This window comes from Sorangium sp. So ce385 (assembly GCF_051474135.1).
Taxonomy (GTDB): domain Bacteria; phylum Myxococcota_A; class Polyangia; order Polyangiales; family Polyangiaceae; genus Sorangium; species Sorangium cellulosum_D.
Genome location: NZ_CP150337.1, coordinates 10,112,652 through 10,132,954 on the forward strand (window position 1 = coordinate 10,112,652; position 20,303 = coordinate 10,132,954).

The 20,303-nt window shown below is 70.3% G+C and carries 16 protein-coding genes, 1 tRNA gene and 1 pseudogene; 8 read left to right on the forward strand and 10 right to left on the reverse strand.

All coding sequences use genetic code 11. From position 1 onward, the window contains the following. Window positions 1–42 precede the first annotated feature (42 nt). Entirely contained in the window at window positions 43–816 is a 774-nt protein-coding gene (locus WME83_RS36915; protein ID WP_437314399.1) for an acyl-CoA desaturase, read from the reverse strand. A 143-nt stretch (window positions 817–959) separates the two neighbouring features. Between WME83_RS36915 and WME83_RS36920 the strand changes: the two genes are divergently transcribed. After that, the gene (locus WME83_RS36920) at window positions 960–1,727 is read left to right on the forward strand and encodes an NTP transferase domain-containing protein (protein ID WP_437314400.1); all 768 of its coding nucleotides are present in this window, start codon (window positions 960–962) and stop codon (window positions 1,725–1,727) included. 34 nt (window positions 1,728–1,761) lie between these two features. Here the strand turns inward: WME83_RS36920 and WME83_RS36925 are convergent, their stop codons facing one another. Both WME83_RS36925 and WME83_RS36930 read right to left on the reverse strand, forming a co-directional pair. Beyond that, a complete protein-coding gene (locus tag WME83_RS36925) occupies window positions 1,762–2,751 on the reverse strand; it encodes a D-cysteine desulfhydrase family protein (RefSeq protein WP_437314401.1) in 990 nt (329 codons plus the stop codon). A gap of 182 nt (window positions 2,752–2,933) precedes the next feature. Further along, window positions 2,934–4,646 carry a hypothetical protein gene (locus WME83_RS36930; RefSeq protein WP_437314402.1) on the reverse strand — a complete coding sequence of 571 codons (1,713 nt, stop codon included), beginning with the start codon at window positions 4,644–4,646 and terminating at the stop codon, window positions 2,934–2,936. 301 nt (window positions 4,647–4,947) lie between these two features. On the opposite strand from WME83_RS36930, the gene hutH reads away from it, so the two are divergent. Together hutH and WME83_RS36940 are read left to right on the forward strand one after the other, a co-directional pair. Next, complete coding sequence (hutH, locus tag WME83_RS36935; protein ID WP_437314403.1) at window positions 4,948–6,507, forward strand: histidine ammonia-lyase; 1,560 nt, start codon at window positions 4,948–4,950, stop codon at window positions 6,505–6,507. Window positions 6,508–6,614: 107 nt separating this feature from the next. Further along, window positions 6,615–6,962 carry a hypothetical protein gene (locus tag WME83_RS36940; RefSeq protein WP_237244389.1) on the forward strand — a complete coding sequence of 116 codons (348 nt, stop codon included), beginning with the start codon at window positions 6,615–6,617 and terminating at the stop codon, window positions 6,960–6,962. Window positions 6,963–7,368: 406 nt separating this feature from the next. Here the strand turns inward: WME83_RS36940 and WME83_RS36945 are convergent, their stop codons facing one another. The 3 genes and pseudogenes from WME83_RS36945 to WME83_RS36955 form a co-directional block, all read right to left on the reverse strand. Next, on the reverse strand, window positions 7,369–7,569 hold the full coding sequence (locus WME83_RS36945; protein ID WP_020739114.1) for a hypothetical protein: 201 nt from the start codon (window positions 7,567–7,569) through the stop codon (window positions 7,369–7,371). A 303-nt stretch (window positions 7,570–7,872) separates the two neighbouring features. Beyond that, a tRNA-Leu gene (locus tag WME83_RS36950) sits at window positions 7,873–7,956 on the reverse strand. 205 nt (window positions 7,957–8,161) lie between these two features. Beyond that, window positions 8,162–9,298: pseudogene (locus WME83_RS36955) on the reverse strand (tyrosine-type recombinase/integrase); the annotation flags it as partial. Between the two features lie 276 nt (window positions 9,299–9,574). Here WME83_RS36955 and WME83_RS36960 point away from each other — a divergent pair. Continuing rightward, on the forward strand, window positions 9,575–9,772 hold the full coding sequence (locus WME83_RS36960) for a hypothetical protein (protein ID WP_437314404.1): 198 nt from the start codon (window positions 9,575–9,577) through the stop codon (window positions 9,770–9,772). Window positions 9,773–10,683: 911 nt separating this feature from the next. Here the strand turns inward: WME83_RS36960 and WME83_RS36965 are convergent. Next, complete coding sequence (locus WME83_RS36965; RefSeq protein WP_437314405.1) at window positions 10,684–11,142, reverse strand: hypothetical protein; 459 nt, start codon at window positions 11,140–11,142, stop codon at window positions 10,684–10,686. A gap of 997 nt (window positions 11,143–12,139) precedes the next feature. On the opposite strand from WME83_RS36965, the gene WME83_RS36970 reads away from it, so the two are divergent. From WME83_RS36970 to WME83_RS36980, 3 genes are all read left to right on the forward strand, one after another. After that, window positions 12,140–12,784, forward strand: coding sequence for a hypothetical protein (locus WME83_RS36970; protein ID WP_437314406.1), 645 nt, complete (start codon window positions 12,140–12,142; stop codon window positions 12,782–12,784). After that, complete coding sequence (locus tag WME83_RS36975; protein ID WP_437314407.1) at window positions 12,781–13,488, forward strand: hypothetical protein; 708 nt, start codon at window positions 12,781–12,783, stop codon at window positions 13,486–13,488. Before WME83_RS36970 ends, WME83_RS36975 begins: the two co-directional genes overlap by 4 nt. A gap of 215 nt (window positions 13,489–13,703) precedes the next feature. Continuing rightward, entirely contained in the window at window positions 13,704–14,591 is an 888-nt protein-coding gene (locus tag WME83_RS36980; RefSeq protein WP_437314408.1) for a hypothetical protein, read from the forward strand. A gap of 43 nt (window positions 14,592–14,634) precedes the next feature. Here the strand turns inward: WME83_RS36980 and WME83_RS36985 are convergent, their stop codons facing one another. From WME83_RS36985 to WME83_RS36995, 3 genes are all read right to left on the reverse strand, one after another. Further along, window positions 14,635–16,170 (reverse strand): hypothetical protein, encoded by a 1,536-nt coding sequence (locus tag WME83_RS36985; RefSeq protein ID WP_437314409.1) that lies wholly within the window; start codon window positions 16,168–16,170, stop codon window positions 14,635–14,637. Between the two features lie 37 nt (window positions 16,171–16,207). Then, complete coding sequence (locus WME83_RS36990) at window positions 16,208–17,647, reverse strand: hypothetical protein (RefSeq protein WP_437314410.1); 1,440 nt, start codon at window positions 17,645–17,647, stop codon at window positions 16,208–16,210. Between the two features lie 218 nt (window positions 17,648–17,865). Next, window positions 17,866–18,699 (reverse strand): hypothetical protein, encoded by an 834-nt coding sequence (locus tag WME83_RS36995; protein ID WP_437314411.1) that lies wholly within the window; start codon window positions 18,697–18,699, stop codon window positions 17,866–17,868. Between the two features lie 513 nt (window positions 18,700–19,212). Between WME83_RS36995 and WME83_RS37000 the strand changes: the two genes are divergently transcribed. Continuing rightward, entirely contained in the window at window positions 19,213–20,295 is a 1,083-nt protein-coding gene (locus tag WME83_RS37000; protein WP_437314412.1) for an RNA polymerase sigma factor, read from the forward strand. The last annotated feature ends 8 nt before the right edge of the window (window positions 20,296–20,303 follow it).

Consider the following 20,303-nt stretch of genomic DNA (forward strand, 5'->3'; position numbering starts at 1 on the left):
CGCACCGGCCGCGCTGCGCGCGGCCGGGGGAGATGGTCGCCCCTACCCTTCGGCCCGCGCGACCTCGGGCTCCAGCCGGGCGACCTGGACCTTGTCCGACATCTGGAGGATGCCCAGCCAGGCGAACACGCGGATGACCTGGTAGGCCGGGTCGATCTCGAACCACCGCACCGCGAAGTTCGGGCTCATCGCGTACTTGTGGTGGTTGTTCTGGAAGAGCTCGCCGAGCGTCACGAGGTCGAGGGCCAGCGTGTTGCGGGAGTCGTCGTCGCTGTTGAAGTTGCGGTAGCCGTAGCGGTGGCCGCACCAGTTCACGATCGCCCCGTGCAGCGGGCCCATGGTCCAGTGGAGCGGGAGGAACAGGAACTGCCACCAGTGCGAGGCGAAGGCCGCGTAGAAGACCACGTAGCCCGTGCCCCACGCGAGCCGGCTGATCCACGAGTTGCCGATGCGATCGAGCGTGCGCCACTCGGGGTAGCCGCCGCGGAAGCGCGGCTCCACGTCGGCCGTGCCCTCGTAGATCTCGTCGTAGCGCTTCGCGGTGTCGAGCATCATCGGGACGACGCTCGAGTAGTACCGCGGCGAGTGCGGGTCCTTCTGCGTGTCGCTGTACGCGTGGTGCATGCGGTGCAAGATCGCGTAAACCCACGGAACCAGGTACGAAGAGCCCTGCGTCAGGTACGTCAGGAAGTGAAAAATCCGCTCCCATCGCTTCGACATCGTGAACATCCGGTGCGAGGCGTACCGGTGCAGGAAGAAGGTCTGGAAAAAGACCGAAAGCGTAGAGTGGGCGATGAGGACGATCGCGATCTCCATGCTCGGGTCGTAGCCCGGTGGTCCGCGGCAGGGGGTCAGCGCACGGTCACGTTTCCATAACGGGGGCCGCGATCCCGCGTGTTTTCTCGCGGATCCGCAGGTCCCTGGGCTCTCCCGAGGCCGTTCGTGGTAACGGCGGAGCCGTGAAGGCCGTGATCATCGGGGCGGGCCGGGGCAGCCGGCTGCGTCACCTCACCGAAGAGCTGCCGAAGACGCTGGTGCCGATCCTCGGCCGCCCGATGCTCGACGGCATCCTCGACGCGCTCGCGGCGGGCGGCTTCAAGCGGTCGGACGTCGTGTTCGTCTGCGGCTACAAGGCCGAGGTGATCCGGGCTGCGTACCCGGACCTCACGTACGTCGAGAACCGCGACTGGGAGCAGAACAACATCCTGCTCTCGCTGCTCTGCGCGCGCGAGCACCTCGAGGGCGGCTTCGTCTCGACGTACGCGGACATCGTCTACCGGCCCGGGATCGTGGCGGATCTGGTGCGCTCCCCGCACGACATCGCGCTCGCCTGCGACACGGACTGGCGGCGCCGCTATGTGAACCGATCGCAGCACCCCGAGACCGACGCCGAGAAGCTCCGCGCCGACGGGGACCGCGTCGTGGAGATCTCGCGCCGCATCCCCTCGGAGGCGGCGACGGGCGAGTTCATCGGGGTGATGAAGCTCTCCGCGCGGGGCGCCGCGCGGTTCCTGGACGCGTTCGACGCCGCGCGCGCCGCGTTCTCGGAGCGGCCGGAGTTCCGCGAGGGCCGCTCGTTCCGGCGCGCCTACCTCATCGATCTGCTCCAGCACATGCTCCAGTCGGGCGCGGCCCTGCACAAGATCGACACGCACGGCGGCTACATGGAGATCGACACGCTGGAAGACGCGTCGCTGGCCGACGCGTGGTGGCGCGGCGGGGCCTGAGCCGGCCGGCGCGCGGGCGGCGGAGCGGCCCGCCCTAAAAAGCGTCGGCGAAGTCGGCGCCTTGCGCGAGGAGACCGGGGAGCCCGCCGGTGTGCAGGAACAGCACCCGCTTGCCCGCGAGCTCGCCCCGCTCGGCCATGTCCCAGAGCCCGCAGAACGCCTTGCCGGTGTACACCGGGTCGAGGATGAGCCCCGACAGCCGCGCCGCCTTCACGATCCGCGCCCGCTGCTCCGGCGTGGACACCCCGTAGGCCGGCCCCCGCGCGGAGTCGTCGATCACGAGGTGGGCCGGCGCGCCGAGGCGCGGATCGAGCGAGCGCGCGTCGTCCATGATCGCGACCGCGACGCGCGCGAACGTCGCCTTGTCCTCGCACACCGCCATCGCGCGCACCTCGCCGGCCACCTCGTAGCGGGCCGCGCCGAGCGCCGCGCCCGCCGCCGTCCCGCCCGACCCGCACGCGTGCACGACGACGTCGAACGGCTTGCCCCCCGCAATCCCGAGGTCGAGCTGCTTCCGGATCTCCTCCATCGCGCGCACGTAGCCGAGCGCGCCGAGGCCGTTCGAGCCGCCCTCGGGGATCACGTACGGCCGGCCGCCCGCCGCGCGGATCTCGGCGGCCGCCTCGGCCATGACGGCGTCGCGGCCCCGGTACGCCTCGGGCGAGATCAGCCGGATCTCCGCGCCGGCGAGCCGGTCGAGCAGCACGTTGCCCCCGAGCGGCGCCCCGGCCGACGGATCCGCGGTGCGCAGGAACAGCACGGAGCGCAGGCCGAGCGAGGCGCTGAGCAGCGCGGTCGCGCGCGCGTGGTTCGACTGCAGGCCGCCGCAGGTGATCACGCAGTCGGCGCCCTCCTCCCGCGCGGCGGCGAGCAGGTACTCGAGCTTGCGGATCTTGTTGCCGGCCTCCGCGCCGGCGGTCATGTCGTCGCGCTTCACGTAGAGGTCGACGCCGAGCGCCTCGGCGAGCCGCTGCGGGCGCTGGATCGGGGTCGGAAGGTGGCTCAGCGCGAGTCGTTTGCGCATCGTTTCTCTCCCATGTCTCTCCTCCGGAGGGCGAGGCCGCGGCCGGCGCCGTCGCCCGACCTCGACGAGCCGCGCGCCCGCCGCGCCGCACCCGCCACGCAGACGCCCTCTACCACCCTGGGCGGCCCTCGTCTGCCGTGTCGCGCGCGAGCCCGCGCGAGGGCCGGCGAGCCCCGGCCGGATCAGTGGATCACGCCCAGCTTGAGCGTGAGCAGGTACTGATCGGGGAGCTCCGTGCCGGCGACGTCGTCGAACGCGCCGCCGGGGAAGAGGACGCCGGCCTCGGTGCCGAGCTGGATGGTGACGAGCCTGCCCATCGCGATGCGCGCGTCGACGCCGAGGTCGAGCTCGACGCCGAGATCGCGGCGGCGCTTGTCCCCGCCGTCGTAGTTGGCGAGGAGGCCGCCCGCCCGGGGGTTGTGCGGGTCGACGACGTCGGCCGTCGCCTCGGCGATGACCGCGCCCGCCTTGAGGTCGAGCCAGCGCGCCGGCCGCACCACGATCCGCGGGTTCACGTAGGCGGCGCCGAACACGCCCCCCTTGGAGGGCAGCGACCTGATCCCGGGCTCGGGGGACGCGGCGAAGAGCTCCCGCTCGGCGATCGTGGCCGAGCGCGCCGTCTTCCAGGCGAGCACCTGGTCGAAGAGGATGAGCCCGACGTTGTGGCTCGGGTCGAAGGTGAACCGCCGCGACACGTCGTCCCTGGGGTCGTCGTCGCCCGACGCGTAGCCGGCCTCGAGCTCGGTCACGACGCGCCCCCACCGATCGGCCGGCCGCCGCCCGCGGCCCGCGACGTGCACCGCGCCGAGCGTGGCCGCGCCGCCGACCGAGCGCACCGCCACGGGCGCGCGCCCCGCCGCCGCGCCCGCGAGCGGCTCGGGCCCGCGCGGGACGAACGACGCGGAGCCCAGGATCACCGCGGCCTCGAGCGCGCCGTAGACGTGGGCGCCGCCCCCTGGCACCGGCGCGTCGAACTTGCCGGCCACGTCGATCACCGCCGCCGCGAGCGCCTCGGTGAACCGGGCCGGGCTCGTGTTCGCGCGGCGCTCGCGGGCTTGCCGCCGCAGGGCGCCGTAGATCCCGACCTCGCCGCGCCGCGCGCGCCAGAGCGCCGACACGACCGCCTGGACCGCGCGATCGCCCTCCCCTTCGTCCTGCCCCTCGACGTCGTTCCCGAGCAGGTCGGCCGCGTTGTCCTCGAACACGAGGTCGGCCGCGACGGTCACGACGAGCGGCCCGGCCCGCCCCATCGGCGTCGCCTCGAGCATGACGCGCTCGACGAGCGAGCCGCGCTCGTAGTCGCCGAAGAAGCTCGCGCGATCGCCGTCGTTGGCGACGAGCCCCATCCCCCAGTGCGCGCCCTGCTGGCCCACCCGGAAGACGCCGACGGACGACGGCAGCTCCAGGTAGAGGTAGCGCGGGTGCACGTCGTACCAGGCCAGGGCGGCGCGCGCGTCGCGCACCTGCTCGACGTGCCGCGTGGTGTCGCCGGCGATGAGCCCGCGGACGACGTCGATCTGGGCCACGATCGACGCCTTGTCCTTGTAGTGGAAGCGCGGCGAGAGGCGCAGCCAGTGAGCGATGTACTGGTTCTGCCCGAGCGTCGTCGCGCCCGGATCCGAGAGGCGCGGCGCCCGGAGCCGGAGGTCGGTCATGGCGCGGTAGCGGAGCTGGTACTCGCCCTGCACCGAGAACGTCGACCGGGTCGGGTCCGGCGGGGGCGGCGGCGAGCGGCCGGTGTCCAGCACGAGCCGCTCCTCGAAGCGGTCGGCGTCCGCCGCGGCCGGCGGCGCTGCCGGCCCCGCGCTCGCGCCCCGGGCGGGCTGAGCGGCGCTCGGCGAGGCGAGCGCGACGGCGAGCGCAAGGGGGGCGAGGTGGGCCAGGGCGAAGCGCATCGGAAGCAAGCGGCCGCGCGCCGGCGCAGGCCGGAGCGCGCCGGCAGGATAGGCGGATCGATCCCGGCGGGGCACTGGATTCTTCTTCCGTCGCCGGCGGGGCGACCCGCCGGCGGCGGCAGAGCACGATTCCGCGCTTTCCAGCCGGGGCGCTGCCGGGCCTCGTCCGCCGCCGGCGGGCGGCCGAGCGGCGCCGCGGATCGCGGCGTCAGCGGCTTTTCTCGAGGCATCCGCCGCTCTAGCGTGCGCTCCCGTGACCCTCTCCACGCCGCGCGCCGCCGTCTCTCCTTCTCGTTCTCCGTTGCTGCTGGGCCGCCCGTTCTCGCTCGCGGATCTCGAGGAGGTCGCGCGGCGCGGGCGGCCGGTGGCGGTCTGCGCCGAGGCGCGCGAGCGCGCCGCGGCCTCGCGCCGCGCGATCGACGCGATCGCGGCGGCGGGCGACGCCGCGCCTGCGGTGTACGGGATCAACACCGGCTTCGGCGCGCTCGCGGAGACGCGCATCGCCGATCACGACATCCGAGCGCTCCAGCGGAACCTCGTGCGGAGCCACGCCTGCGGGGTCGGGCCGGATCTCGGCGACGCCGAGGTGCGCGCGATGATCCTCCTGCGCGCGCAGGTGATCGCGCTGGGGCACTCGGGGGTGCGCACGGAGGTGCTCGACCTGCTCACCGCGCTGATCGAGCGCGGCGTGTGCCCGCGCATCCCGGCGCAGGGCTCGGTCGGCGCGTCGGGCGATCTCGCGCCGCTCGCGCACCTCGCGCTGTCGCTCATCGGCGAGGGGGAGGCGCGGCTCGAGGGGCAGCTCATGCCGAGCGCGGTGGCGCTCGCGAAGGCGGGCCTCGCGCCGATCGAGCTCGCCGCGAAGGAGGGGCTCGCGCTGATCAACGGGACCCAGTACATGACCGCGCTCGGCGCGCTCGCGCTGCGGGACGCGGCCGCGCTCTGCACGGTCGCGGACATCGCCGGCGCGGTGAGCCTCGAGGCGCTGATGGGCTCGAAGCGCCCGTTCGACGAGCGGCTCATGCGGGTGCGCCCGCACCCGGGTCAGGCCGGCACGGCCGGCAACCTGCGCGCGCTGCTCGGGGGCAGCGAGATCATGCAGAGCCACGCGGACTGCCCGAGGGTGCAGGACGCCTACTCGCTCCGCTGCATGCCGCAGGTGCACGGCGCGACGCGCGACGCGCTCGCCTGGGCCGCCGAGGTGCTGACCCGGGAGGTCAACAGCGTGACGGACAATCCGACGGTGTTCCTCGGGGAAGGAGGCGAAGAAGGGGGCGGAGAGGGGGTCGCCGAGCTGATCTCGGGCGGCAACTTCCACGGGCAGCCGGTGGCGCTGGCCCTGGATCTCGCCGCGGTGGCGGCGGCGGAGCTCGCGAACATCAGCGAGCGGCGGGTCGAGCAGCTGGTGAACCCCGCGCTCTCGACCGGCCTCACGCCGTTCCTGGCGCCGCGGAGCGGGCTGCACTCGGGGTTCATGATCGCCCAGGTGGCGAGCGCGTCGCTGGTCAGCGAGAACAAGGTGCTGTGTCACCCGGCGAGCGTCGACTCGATCCCCTCGAGCGCCGGCCGCGAGGACCACGTGAGCATGGGCAGCATCAGCGCCCGGAAGCTCGCGCAGGTGATCGAGAACGTCCGCAGCTCGCTGGCGATCGAGCTGATCACGGCGGCGCAGGGGGTGGACCAGCGGCGCCCGCTCCGCCCGAGCGCGGGGGTGGCCGCGGCCCACGCCGCCATCCGCCGCGTGGTGCCCGAGCTGGTCGAGGATCGGCCGCTCTACCTGGACATCGCGGCGGCGACCGAGCTCATCCGGAGCGGAGCGCTGATCGCCGCGGTGGAGGAGGCGGTGGGTCCGCTCAACTGATTTTTTCTGTTTCCACAATTACAACTGAGACGATCCTGTGGAAATCTGATGCGGCTCATCGGAATGCAAATGCTCCATCGAACGGCGAGTTGCTGTACATTGGCGCAGTGCCCATTCCGGTCAGCACCCCGCCGTTTCCATTCGATGCCGTTCGAGATCTGCTCGGCGTGGTGCGGGCGATCTATGCGGCGGCGAAGGACGGGGGGGCGTCGCGGGAGGAGCTCGCGCGGATCGCTCGGGTGGGTCGGGAGCTGAGCCGAGCGCTGGATCTGGCGGGGTCGCCCCAGCAGGGGGTGTCGGGTCATTCGGCGGCGTGGAAGGTGACGGACAAGGCGATGCTCCAGGTGAACGACCTGGTCGATCCGCTCACGCCGGCGGCGCCGCTCCTGCTGGCGGCGCGGAGCCGCGTGACGGGGAGCCGGCTGGCCATGCGGAGCAAGCCCCAGGGGCGGTAGGCGGCGGGCGAGGAGCCGGGCGGGGGCGGGAGAGGAGCCGGGGGGCGGCGGAGGACGCGGGGCGAGGGCGTCGGGAGGGGGCCGGGAGGGTCGGGAGGAGGTTCCGGGCGGATCGGCCCCCGGAGGGGCTGTTCTCCGCGCGGTGTGGGGGCCCCGCCGAACTCGCCTTTGCCTTTGCCCCTCCGGCAAGCCGGAGGAGCAAAGGCAAAGGCTCAGACATCGGCCCATCCCCCACACCGCGCGGAGAACAGCCCCTCCGGGGGCCTACGGTTCGGTCTGGAGCGAGGGACGACCGGTTCGGTCTGGAGCGAGGGACGGCCACAGCAGAGGCGCAACAAGCGGAGGCTCGGCGGGAACGGACAATCCAGCCGGCACGCTCAGGGGGCGTACTGTGTGGGTAGAATCGTCAGCTGCGGCCGAAGAACCTGCGGCTGCGGGACCGCTCGGCATCGCGCCGGATGCCCTGCATCACCACGCGAATGAGCTCGCGGGTGTAAGCACGCCTGTCATGACGCTTGTGCTCGGGCAGCCTGACGCCCAGAGCGTGTGCAAGACGTTCTACGTTCTCTACCTTCGCCTCACGCAGACAATCGATGTCCAGATCCATGTAGTGGCGCTCCCATTACTCGAGTCCGCTTGGTTTGTCGAGCCCCAGAGGACCCCCAGCGGGGTGCGCGCCCCTCCCCTTCAGACCGCGACAAGCGCCATCAGACCGTGACGGGCGCGCGACGTCCCCGGCAGGTCGGCACCTGGTCGGCGCAACGTGGGACACAGGGCGACCTGGTCCCGTTCGAAGCGGGCAGCGCCGCCAGCCTCCGGGGTGAGGATCGAGCCGCCCGGCCGCTTCAGCTGGCAGCACCGAACGCTCCCATCACGTCAGCGCGGGCCAGCTCGGCACGTTCCCATGAGGTAGCCCCGGCCGGACTCGAACCGGCACGCCCGCGAGGGGCCGCGGATTTTAAATCCACCGCGTCTGCCATTTCGCCACGGGGCCAAGTTGTTGATTTTACTTCTTTTATCCGGATTTTTGTCCCACCCCCACCCCTCTCTGTGCCGTTTCCTGTGCCTTTTCCCCCGAGCTCCGGGATCGCCTCGGCGAGGGAAGCTAGCTCGCCAAGGCCTAGCTCTGCAAACGTCCTGGCCGCCCGGCGATACCTCTGGATCATGATCGAGCTCCGGTGCCCGGTCCGGTCGGCGACCCAGGTCTCGCTGCGGCCGTTCGCCAGCGCGACCGTGATGAAGGTCGAGCGCGTGTCGTGGGCGCGCACCTGCTGGCGCTCGTCGGAGTCCTCGAAGAGCTCCGGGCGATCGATGCCGGCAAGCTGGAGATGAGCGCGGAAGCGCTCGGCCGCGTGCTCGACACTGAAGAGATCGCCGTCCTCGTTGACGAAGAGCGGCGCAGAGGGAGCCGGGTTGCCGCGGAGCGCGAGCCATGCGCGCAACGCCTGCGGCACGCCGGGCGACAGCGCCCATGCGCGCGGATCGTTGGTCTTGTTCTTCTCGAGGCGCAGCGCGCCACGGTCGAGGTCGACGTCCTGCACCTGCAGGCGCGCCGCCTCGCTGATGCGCGGGCCCTCGCGGTTCAGGAAGCCCCAGAGAACGCGCCAGCAGAGCGGGATCGCGGTGCAGGCCAGCAGGCGAGCGTCCTCGTCTGGGTAGAGGCAGGCCTTCGCCTTCGCAGGGCCGAGCTTCGGGAGGAAGCCGCGGGGGAGCGGGTTCGTCGCGAGGAGGCGGCAGGGGAAAACGGCCATCGCCATGAGCCGGTGCAGGAGCTGCGCGATGTGACGGCGCGACGCAGGCGACATCGCAGGAAGCGCGCGCATGACGCGCTCCGCGTCGTCGAGCGTGAAGGCCGAGACGGGGACGCGGCCGGCGATCGGATAGACGTGGCGGTCGAGCCGGTAGACGTCTTGCTCCACGCTGCGCTTCGGCTTGACGTGGTCGGGGTACATGCGCGCGAGCTCGCCCGAGGTCCAGAGCTCGCCGAACTGCTGGAGTGTGACCTGCTTCGGCACCGAGCCGACGCCGGGGACGACCTTTGCTTGTGCGCCGCCTTTGCAGACGACGTCGACCGCCGCAATGACGTCCCGGAGCGCCCTCCCCTCGCCCACCGCAGCACGCTCCAGCAGCGCGACGATCGCGTCGCGTGTGACGTTGCGCGAGGCGCGCAGGCGCACGGCCAGGTCGGCAACGAGCTCCTTGCGCTGCTCAGCCTGCTTCGCCGTCAACTTGGGGTCGAGCGGGAAGCTCTCGCGGTCGTTGTCGCCGACGAGGACGCGGACGTAGAGCCGACCGGCGTCGTTGCGGAAGAGCGATCCCGTGGGCCTGCGAGGCATGGCGGCTCTCTTCTACCGCGATTTGCGGCCGCGCTCACGCCTACGGCGCCCGCCAGCGTAGGGACCGGCGCGAGGCCGGCCTTACGGAGCACCGCCGCTGCGCCGCCGCTGTGCTCGGCGTCGTCCTCCGGGAGCGCGGGGGCGGCGTGATGCTTCGTCTCGAGCCGGGTCGAGCCGGGCCATCAACGCCGCTCGCCCGACAAGGTGATGACGAGCGGCACCTTCTTATACTTCTCGTTTACGACGTCAGCACGGAACGTCTGATATGCTCGTAATGTGCCCTCCTACCGCCGCGACCGCTCCGCCGCCGAGATCCTCCGCTCCGTTCCGCCGCGCGACCGCGCCCGGATGCTCCGGTTTGGCCTCGACCTGGACGACCCTGAGCACGCGGCGCTCTTCGTCTCGGGTGTCCGCGCCGCGGACGACGCGATCGCGGCGCAGGAGCGCTGGGAGCGGCAGAACGCGCTACGTTGAAGTGGAATCCCGCACGAAGAGATCATCGTCAAGGTAAGAGCGCGCCGGCCTCGATGACCTGACCTTCTGCTGCTGCTCTGAAGGCTCGGCATCGATTACTGCTACGATGCCGGCGTGCACAGGCGCAGGACCGCTGAGATCGCCTCTGTCAACATCGCTGCGCTTGCCAGTGCCGCCCGACGCGGCGAGGTCGATACGGATGTCGAGCTCGCCATCACCGGCACGTGCCTCGTGCTGGCCGGGACGATCACCGTGCAGCTCGAGACGACCCGCGTGGCCTCCGGCGGCCTCCGGCTCTGGGCGCGGTGTCCCGGCTGCTCCGCGCGGGCGGCCGTGCTGTACCTCGCTGCGCCGGGCCTGCGCTGCCGGCGCTGCGCCGGGCTCGTCTATCCTGCGACACGGCAGCGTCCCGAGGAGCGTGTCCTCGAGCAGGCGCTCGCACGGCGTGCGAAGGCGCGGACCGCGCTCGGCGCTGGGCCGGACCCGCGAGAGCCGATCCCGCGACGACCGCCGGGCGTGCGCTTCTCGATATGGGGACGTCGCCTCGACGAGCTCCACGAATCCCAGGCCGCGGTGCAAGCCGCGCTCGGCGCGCTCGTCGACCGGCTCGGTGCCCGCTCCGGAGCGCTCGCTCAGGACGCCGGCTCCCCTTCCCCGGCGCCGCCGCCCGCGCCCACGCCTGAGACGCCTTCGAGAGAGGGCCGGCAAGCTCGCGAAACCACCCCCTGAGGGACCTCCGGCGCCCTCGAGCGTGACGGTGCTCCACCTCGGGGCGGCCTCGCGCGGACTCGGGGCGGCCCCGCGCGGAGCGCCCAGCACCGGGAGCTGGGAGACCGGCGCTGTCGTAGCTGGCCCCCCGGTCTGCCACGCACGCCCACGCGACGCCGCTGGCAGCGCCAAGCGGACCCGCGCTACCGCGGCGGCAGCCTGCCACGCCTCGCGCCTTCGGAAGAGGCGCTCGCTCGGCCGGCCCGCGGCTGCCGGACCGGCTCAAGGCCGGCAGCCGCCAGCACCGCCGCAACCCCGGTCCGCTCGTCCTCCGCTGGGGCTCGACGCGGTCCCCGGTCACTGGCCAGCGCCTGGAGGTAGGCGACGAACGCCTCGCGCCGGACCAGGCGCAGCTTGCCGAGCTTCGCGACCGGTAGGGGAAAGCCCGGCGCGCGGATCGTATCGAGGAAGACGCGCGCCGGGATCCCGGTGACCGACTCGACGTTCTTCTGCGAGAGCATCTCCGGCTGCGGCGCCGTGATCGTGAGCCCGTCCAGCGGGATCGCAACCGTCGCCGTGGCCATGGCGGAGGAGCTGACGGCCCTGGGGCTCCGCGATCCGTCGACGGGCGTCTCCAGGGTCGTCCTCTCGATCGCGCGCATGCTGTTGTCAGACTCACGAAGAGCAAGGTGTGACGAGCCACGCGCGAGAGCCACCGATGCCATGCCGTACCTCCATCCGTGTAGGGTTCGTGAACAACCGTGACCGAGGTCTCCCGAGAGCGCCCGAAAAGGTATCTCGGAGACAAAGGTATCTCTGCACGAGATACCTTTGGACGCTCGTGGGGCAAACCGCTGTCATGTCGCTGGGTTAGGTGTTCCGGAAGGCGCTGCAGAACGGCCGAAAATGGGGGAAGCAAAGGGGGCGATTTGGTATCTCGGAGCGACCCCGCGGTGCCGCTTGGAGGCGACGGCGAACCGTGCGCCGGGACCGCCTGCGATCGCGGGCGTGGCCGGCCGTCGCGGTGGGGTTCATCGGCGGCACCACATCTCCTCCGTCGCACATTGGCGCTTGCTGCCAACGGAACTGCGTCAATTTCGTGCGGAGTCGCTCATGGGGCGCTCATCGTCGGCAACGAGCTCGGGCAGCCTCCATGCGCCCGGCGTGCTCGGCGAGCACCTCCAGCCGCGGGTTGGCCTCGTCCTCGGTCCGGCACGTCGGCGGGCTGGCCGTCCACGTGTTCGTTCGCAGCCGGACGGAGCCGGCGACGTTGGCGCGCCTTTCCCCTGCCCGCCTGCCCGGGCCACGGGAGGGGGAGGCCCGCTTCGCGCGCTCCGTCGAGTTCGCCAAACCTGACGAGTCCGTTACGGGCGCAGCTGCCTTCCCTGCCGATGAGGGGCGCCCACCAGAGCGGCTCGCCAGCGCCCGACGCTGGGTCGAACCTGCAGCAGGACCGATGGAGTAGGAAGAGCAGACGAGCGCTTGGAGCGCGCCCGTCAGCGCAGCGTGACGGCTCGCAGACGTCGTGCAGCCCCAAGGCGCGCGGCGGGCAGTGCGCTCTCACGGCGACGTCGACCGGCAGCCGGTGCCAGCAAGTCGACAAGCACTCGAGCCGCGCAGGCAGCTGCACGCAGGCGCACGCTCTGGACGGTACGACCCATGTCCATCGTGCTGTTCTCCCATAGATTCCGGTTGACGCCCAATCCTACCATCAGAAGGATGGGGCGCATCGCTACGTTGTCCGGGTATTGCGGAGGGGGGAACGAGATGGTGAGAACACTGGCCCGGCGGATCCCATCGACGGCGCTGGTCGCTCTCGTGCTTGTTCCGACGCAGATAGAAGCGTCCGAGCTGAGCGCCGGTGTGAGCCTCGGGTGGATCCAGGCCGGCACAGCCCTGCGCCTCGCCGTGGGGCCGCATGCGGGGATATCATGGCACATCGACCGAGACCTCTTGTTCAAGATTCACGAACTGTGCAGCGTCGTGCCTCCGATCCAGGTAGGTGGGGCCGGCGTTTACAATCACACCTCCATCGCCATTGGATATGCCTGGAAGAGCGGCAACTTCAGCGCGGGGCCGTCGGCTGCGATCTATTTCATGCCAGCGTGCGGCAACACCTTGTGTGGACGCATCGCCGGGATGGCGGTAGGCGGGCACGCGCAAACCAACGCGTACGTTGCCGGGCCACTTGGCGTGTCAGTCGACGCTAACGTGGACTGGATCCGCGGGAGCAGCCTTGTTCTTCCTGGTCACGTGTCGGTGATTGTTGTCGCCGGTCCAGTGCTTCGATGGAGTGCCCAATGAACGCGAAGCGAAGTTTGCTGCTGATCGTGGCCATCGCCATCTGGGTGCTGGCGGCATGTAACTGGACGGTCGGAGACTGCTATCCTCGCGAGGAGTGGGAGAAGGGTGGAGGGGCAGGTCCGCCGGTCCATGGGCCAGTTCCCGTCTTCAGCTCCAGCGCGTCGGGTGACTTCGGGGCGGAGCCGCCGGAAGGCGGCGAGCGCAAGATCCAGTGCAACAAGACGGAGGACGAAGACGAAGACGAAGAGGAAGAGAAGGAGGAAGAAGAAGCGCGCCCTACGCCCAGCCCAGAGAAGCCGGCAGATCCCTGCCAGCAGAGCGGCGCTCCGAGCATGGGGTGCGTGTCTATAAGGTTCAGGCCGTCGGATTTCAAGTTTGTCACGCTCGTTCCCGACGATGGAACTGATAAGGGAGGTGGTTGGCAGGAGGCAAAGACAGGGCTAGCCATCTACCTAGAATCTGGCGTAGCAACATGTTTTCTTCGCATCGGGATGCCTATACGAAATAGCCTTTGGGGGTTCATCTCAGCTGACAACGCAGCGATGTACAGCGCTGAAGTAACGAACGCGGTAGCAAGCGAGATGGAGAGAACGGGTCGTTTCGAGCTGCCACCTGGCATCTTCTGCTTAGAGTTCTATACGAAAGTAAAAGAGGTATTCGGAAAACAATACAGGAACCTTGGCGCGGTGGTCAACAAGTCATGAGACATACAATCGGTCAGCTGCTGGAAATCGCCTACCGATATCACCCCCGTGGGATCGGGGGCCCCGACCCGCACCAATTTTGGCAGGACGATTCACGCGGCGAACAGACGGAAGAACACGCCCGGCTCGTGGCCGCGCGGATCCAAGCATCCAAGGACGAACGCTGGCATGCTATGCGGCGTCGCATTTCAGAGCGATTCCCTGATGTACCACTCATGAACCGATCACTCCACCTCCCTGCCGGCCTCTATGATGCGTGCTATTCGTTCACAGTCGATCTGCCTAACGCGGCCGACCGTCGAACGCTTTGGTTTCATGTGAGCTTTCTGGCTCCGTACTATGTCGTTTACAGCTATCGCATGATCGATCTTGTCAGGCCGCCTGTCGGCTTTGTGGTTCCGTATGGCATCAATTTCTCCATTCCACGAAGTGCTTTGGGGCCCGATCTCGTACTGAACCCGGAGGATGAGAGGCTACATAGCGCGACCGTCACACGACATGAGATTACCTTCGATCTGACGCCCGAAGAACGGCCTTACGCGACGTGGATTGCCCATGAGATCGAGTCGACCTTCGGAAGTGAGCCCATGCCGCCGGAGGTCGGTACCACTCTCGTGCCGGACGTGGTGGTAGGCATGCGCGGTGCGACGCTTTACGATTGCCTTTTTACCATAGATCGTCAGTGGGTGGAGCCATCGCCATCCGAGAGCGGGGCGGTCGTGACGCTCGACCCGAGTAGCTTGACAGAACGGTTCATTACGGTGCTTACCGTGCTCCGCGCGCACCACCAGATTGGAATGACTCTCGCGTTACCTGAGCTGCTTCAGAAGATGCCAGAGCCATATCGAAAGTCGCCAGCGGTTTATTGGTCAGCATCTACAGACGGCTTCCTGCACAAGGATAAGATGCTGGCGGAGCTTGCGAACATGCGTCCGCACGACGAGTCGCCGGAGACTCTCCGCGCGATGGCTGCCAAGCGCGAGCTCGAAGCGCTGGTCGCTTCATGGGACGGTCACGGCGAGCCGCCGGCCGCCATGGTCGCTTGGGCCTCCAGGTTCCTCGCGAGTTGGCCCTTGGACTCGGTTCTCGAAGCTTCGTCCTAGCCGTCGTGGAGTTCCGTGCCGTCCTCCAGTGGTGTGCCTCGGGCTATTCGGGGAAGCGAAGCGTCTCGTGGCTCTCGCCGCTCGGCCCCATCGTCGTCGAGCCATCGTGATTCCAGCTCATGCCGCCACTGCCCGGCGGTCCGATCTCGAAGATGACGTCCTCCAGCGTGAGCTGGTCCTCGTCGAGGTAGGCGATGCCGATCGAGTCGCCGCCGCGCCCCGGGCCGCCGTAGCCGCCGGGTCCTCCCTGCCCGCCCCTGCCACCCAGGCAGGACTGAAAGCCGTTCCCCAGGGCGCCACCTGGAGCGCCCCGACCGCCTCGGCCGCCGTCCTGGGGTTCCCCGCCGTTGCCGCCCTGGCCGCCAGAAGGCGTCTTGATCTTGCTGTCGCGCACGGTCACCCGGGCGTGAAGCGCGAGGACGCCGATGGTCGCATGTCCGTTCTGTCCGCCGCGACCCCCTCGGCCGCCGCAACCGCCGGCCCCGCCCGAGCCTCCGCCTGCCCCCCCTTTGGACGCCACGCCGCACACGGCGAGCCCGCCCCGAGCACCGCCGCCGCCGCCGCCGCCCTGGCCGGGCGTGCCCCAGCTCCCCTCGGCCCCCGTGTCGCCCTTCCAGCCTGTCTCGGTGAGGCGCCCGATGCCCTCGCCGGCCGCGCCTTGCGTGCCCGGGAACCCCGGGGCCCCGTCGGATCCGCTGGCACAATCGCGGATGTCCTCCGCGTCACCACCGACGCCTGATGGCGAAGGCTCCCGCTCCGAGGCTGGCTCACCGTCGCCTCCGCCCTCGGCGCTGTCGGGCATCCCGTCCCCTCCCTTGCCGCCGACGCTCGTGAGCCCGCTCGCGCACCGGTTCACGACCGCAGGCCCGCCGGCGACGCGGGTCGCCGAGCACGCGTCCCCACCGAACATGCCGTCCGGTCCGTCCGGTTGGATGGATGGCCACGGCTCGCCATCGCTGCCTGACAACGAGCCGCTCGGGCCGATATCGCTCCGCACGATCTCCACCGCCGTGTTGGACAGGACGAGTATGCCGAGCGGGCCCCACGACTTCATCTCGATATTGGCGAGCGTCGAGACCCCGTCCGCGACTCCGCTGTCCTCCGGGCCCGCGGGCCCGATCGTCAGCATGGGGGCGATAGCCGACGTGGGCTGAAACGTGGACTTTGGGCGTAGGGGGTCGGGCACCCACTTCCAGCAATGAAAACCCCCGAGGAGGTCCACGCCGGAGGGCAGCGTGATGGGACTCACCCTGAATCCGTCGTTGCAGATGAACACGCGCCCTCGTCCAGCGCGCGCGAGCTCGACGGCGTGCTCGACGGTGTACACCGGCTTCGCCTTCGTGCCGGGGTTCCTGTCGTCGCCGCCCCCGAAATTTCCAGCGACGAACACGCCGCAGCCGTCGTCGAGGATACCAGCGGCGACGTGCTCGACGCAGACCGACTCCGGAGGCGGCTCGTCCTCGCACGAGGTGCCCTCGCAAGGCGCCACGCCGGGGTCGACCACGCTGGGCGAGGTTCCGCAGCCGGTCGCCCACGCGGACAACACAAGGAGCAGGGGAGCGGCGGTGGTCGTTCTCATGTGCATCTCCTGATGTGTGCCGCCGGCACAGGGCGGTTCATCGAGGCGGTTCCTGATGTGGCGCATCGAACCTGTACCAGAACAGCGTGGGCCCCTCTTGCCCCTGGCCTAGCGTATCGCCGAGCGTTGTATTGCCGCCGCGGCCACCCTGGCCAGGTCGCCCGGGCAAGACGGTCGCATCCTGCACGAGGGTCACGGAAGCGCTCATGGAGGCGATGCCGAAGGACGCACCCCCGAGACCACCGCCGCCGTCGCCCCCGCGACCGCCGTTGCCGCCGCCGCCGCCGGCGCACCCTCGCGACAGGTCGGTCAGAACAGCGTGTCCGCCGTAGCCGCCGTCGGCGCCCAAGCCTCCCCGCTGGCCCGTTCCGCCGACCCCGCCATCGCCGCCCTTGCCCCCGAGGACCTTGCTGGCCTCGACCGTGAGGGCGCTCCCCTGCAAGGCCACGATCCCGATGCTCGCGCCGCCGTAACCGCCACCCTGGCCCCCCTTGCCACCGCACCCGCCACTGCCGCCCGCTCCGCCGGCCGCACCGCCCTGGGGCCGATCCGCTGGACACGCGCTCGAGGGGCCGCGCCCTCTGCCGCCGCCGCCCCCGCCGCCACCCTGGCCGACGCCGCCCCGCTTCCCGTCCTCGCCGCGGACGCCGGTCCATCCGTCTACGCCCAGGAGGCCAGCGCCAGCCGCTCCGGCAGCGCGCTCCGCAGGGGCGCCGTCTGCTCCGTCTTGCCCGTCCGTGCACGGCATGCTGAACGCGCCGCCGCCCGCCAGGCCGCGAGCGTCGGCATTCCCAGCCGGTTCCGGCAGCCCTGACGTGCCGTCGCCGCCCCTCTCGATCCGGCCGTCGCCCCCGTAGCCGCCCGTCGACTCGATGCCGTCGTCGCATACGGTCACGACCGGAAGGGCGCCCATCGCCACGTCCGCGGTGCAGGCGTCCGCGGCGTCGTTCCCCATCACGCCAGCCGTCGCACGGAAGCTCGGCGCGTCCTCGCCCGGCTCTCCGTCCTTGCCATTGCCAGCGAGGATGTCGCTCTCCCGCACGGTCGCCCTGGCCCCCGGGCTCAAGATCATCGCGATCGACGACTTGCCATCGCTCGCGGCAGCGTCGGCCGCCACGGCGCGCACGCCGAAGATCATCGACGTCGCGTCGTCACCCGCTGTGACCGCGTCGTCCCCCGCGATGACACGCACCGGGATGCCCAGGAGCGGCGCGATGACGGTCAACTCATTCGGCCCGCCGAACGACCCATTATAGGACCAATCGCCGCCGTCACACAGACGGGCGCCCCAGAGGTCGACGCCCGATGGCAGCGTGATCGCCTCCTGGAACCTCCCGCCGCATGCGTATACGCGCCGGGTCGGCGCCTCGCCGTTGCCTCGGCCGCTCGCGGCGAGCCCGATCCCGTGCTGCAACGTCTTCACCGGCGCGCCCTTCGTGCCGGGGTTCCTGTCGTCGCCGTTCTCGCTGACGAACACCCCGCACTGGTCGAGCGCCGGTGCGCTTTCGGGCTGCCCCTCGCACGGTCCGGGCGGCGGTTCCGGATCGGGGGCGCACGCATACACCTCCCAGCAAACATCGGCGTACGTGCACGCCGTCAGTGAGCTGGCGCTCCACGCGCAGAGCGCGAGAGCCAAGACGGACGTCCCGGTGCTTCGGCCTCCCTGCGAACGCGTCTCCAAGGCTCCCGGCGTACTCACCACAGCCCCTCGATTCTCACGCCGACCGCTTGCCCGGTCGCCGCGGGCGAGACGTGGATCCGTTCCCGAGCCGGCGTGCGTCCCAGGAAGGAAAAGTCCGTAAAGAAGGACGCGGCGGTTGCCGCCCCGATAACACCCCCCACGATGACCAGGGCCGTGCCTGCGACTCCGGACAGATTGCGCTCGTCCCGCAGCCGGAGCAGCTCAGCACACGCCGAGCGTTGCGGCGCCTGCCAGCACATGGACGAGTTCGTTGTCGGCTCGCGGTTGAGCCCGTCACGCCGCTCGCTCAGATCGCCGTCAAGCCTGCTGGCCCGGATCATGAGGAGGCTGCCCACCGACACGGTAGCCGTCGTGACGGCGATCCCCGCGATACGCAGCGTCCCCGGCCACGAAGCCCACCGGCTGGGGGCCTGCGTCGGAACAGCCAGCGCAGAGCTCAGCGCCTTGGGGGCTTCCTTCGGTGCTGCCGCCGCCACCTCCTTGGTACTACCTGAGGAACGCGGCAGCTGCATCAGCATCTCGTGCTCCTTTCCCGGCATGGCTGTGAACACCTGGAGAGACTCCTCGCGTCCCGGCGCGCGGGCCCGCACCATGTGTTGCCCGGACTCGAAGAACAGCTTGTGCGTCCGCGCGGTCCTGCCTACGGGCTTGCCATCGACGAGCACCTCGGCGTCCGGCGGGTCGACCGCGAGCAGCAGCGTCGCAACGTGCGTCGTTGCCTTCCGCAGTCCTTCCTCGAAACGCAGTTGGAGCGCTGCAGGAAGCGCCTCGCGCTGCTCAAGGCTCCAGGCCAGGTGCTCGGCTGCCTCGCGGTACTTGCGCAACACAAGCGCGCAGAGCCCGAGCTCCCCGGTGATCTCCGCGCGCTCTCGCTCTGTGGTCGACGCTGGCTCTGCTGCCTCCAGGGCTGCCTTGTAGGCATCATATGCCTCGGTCCACTTTCGCGCTGCACGAGCCCTTTGCCCAGCGCGTACAAGGTCTATCACTGTCGAACCGTCGCTCCGTCGCGGCGTCCCAACGATGCTCTGAGCGCTGGCCGGGCTCACAAGGCCGGTGGCGGCACCCAGCATCAAACAGATGAACAGTGAATGTGGAGCGCACCGCACGTGGGCGACGGTACTGACGCCAGCCTCGCGGCGTCAACCCTCAGGGATTTTCGTTAAATGCTCCATGGACGAGAAAAAAACAGAGCAATCCCGGAACGTGCTGGATCGTTCCACCACGACGGAACTGGAGGAGGGGCGCACGACCCTGCTACAGTGGCACACATTATCCGACCGAAGTTGGCCGTCCCTTCATTTTCCTGAACCCTTCAGGGCGGCTCAGGTGTGCTACCCGCCGTGGCCAAGCGCGCGCTCACGTCCATCGGCTTCGACCTCTTCCGGCGCCTGGCGATCCGTCGCGGTGTCCCGGCACGAGACGCGGAGGACGTCGCTCAAGAGGCGCTGCTGCGCGGCTTGGAAGCAGCTCAGCGGATCGAGCCGGGCAGGGACTCGGCGCCGTACCGCGTCACGATTGCCCTCAATCAGGCGCGCAACCACGTGCGCGACGCGGGCCGCCGCGGCGAGGTTCTGACGTCCTTCGACGAGCGCGAGCTCAGAGGGGAGGATCCCACGCCGGAAGACCTGCTCCGCCTGCGGCAGCGGGCAGAGCTCACGCGGCGCCTGATCGCTCAGGTTGACCCCAAGTACCGGGACATCCTCATCAGGCACGAGCTGGAGGAGACGCCGCTGGTCGAGATCGCGGCCGAGCTCGGGCTCAGCATCCAGACGGTGAAGACCCAGCACCGGCGGGCGCGCGAGGAGCTGGACGCGCAGAAGCGACGGTGGGATGCGCAGCAGCATTCCCACGGCTGGGACGACGATGCCTGCGTGGTGGCACCGCTCGCCTTCGGGTCTCGCGATCGCGCGTCGTGGGTGGCCACCCTGCGCCGTCTGGGGCAGAGAGTCGTCGTGCAGGGGGCGTTCGTCGTTCTGGCGGGCGCGCTCGTCTCCGGCGTGGCGCCTGTGCCTGGCCTGGCATCGTGGCTGCGATCGGCGGCGGTCCACGCGCCTGAGAGCGCGCCCGCCGCAGCGGACGTCAGGGAGCCCGCGGCGGGCGCGGTCTCAGATGGCGCCGCCATCCCCGCGCACGCGGTCTCGTGGTCGGCGAGAGCTGGCAACGCGGGCGCTAGGGTCGCAGTGAATAGCACGCCCGCTTCCCCGGTGATGGCAGCTCGTCATGCCGCGTCGCCGGGGAGCGTCGTGCGCTCCCCCGTCGGCGAGCGGGAGAGAAGCCTGGTCAACCAGGCCCGGAGGGCAATCGAGGCCCATACCGCCCTCGGTTACCTCGAGGCGCGCCGGCTGCTCGAGGCCCACGCGCGGGAATTTCCGCGCGGGCCGTTCGCTGCGGAGCGCGAAGCGCTACTCAGGCAGATTCGCTGAATCGTCGG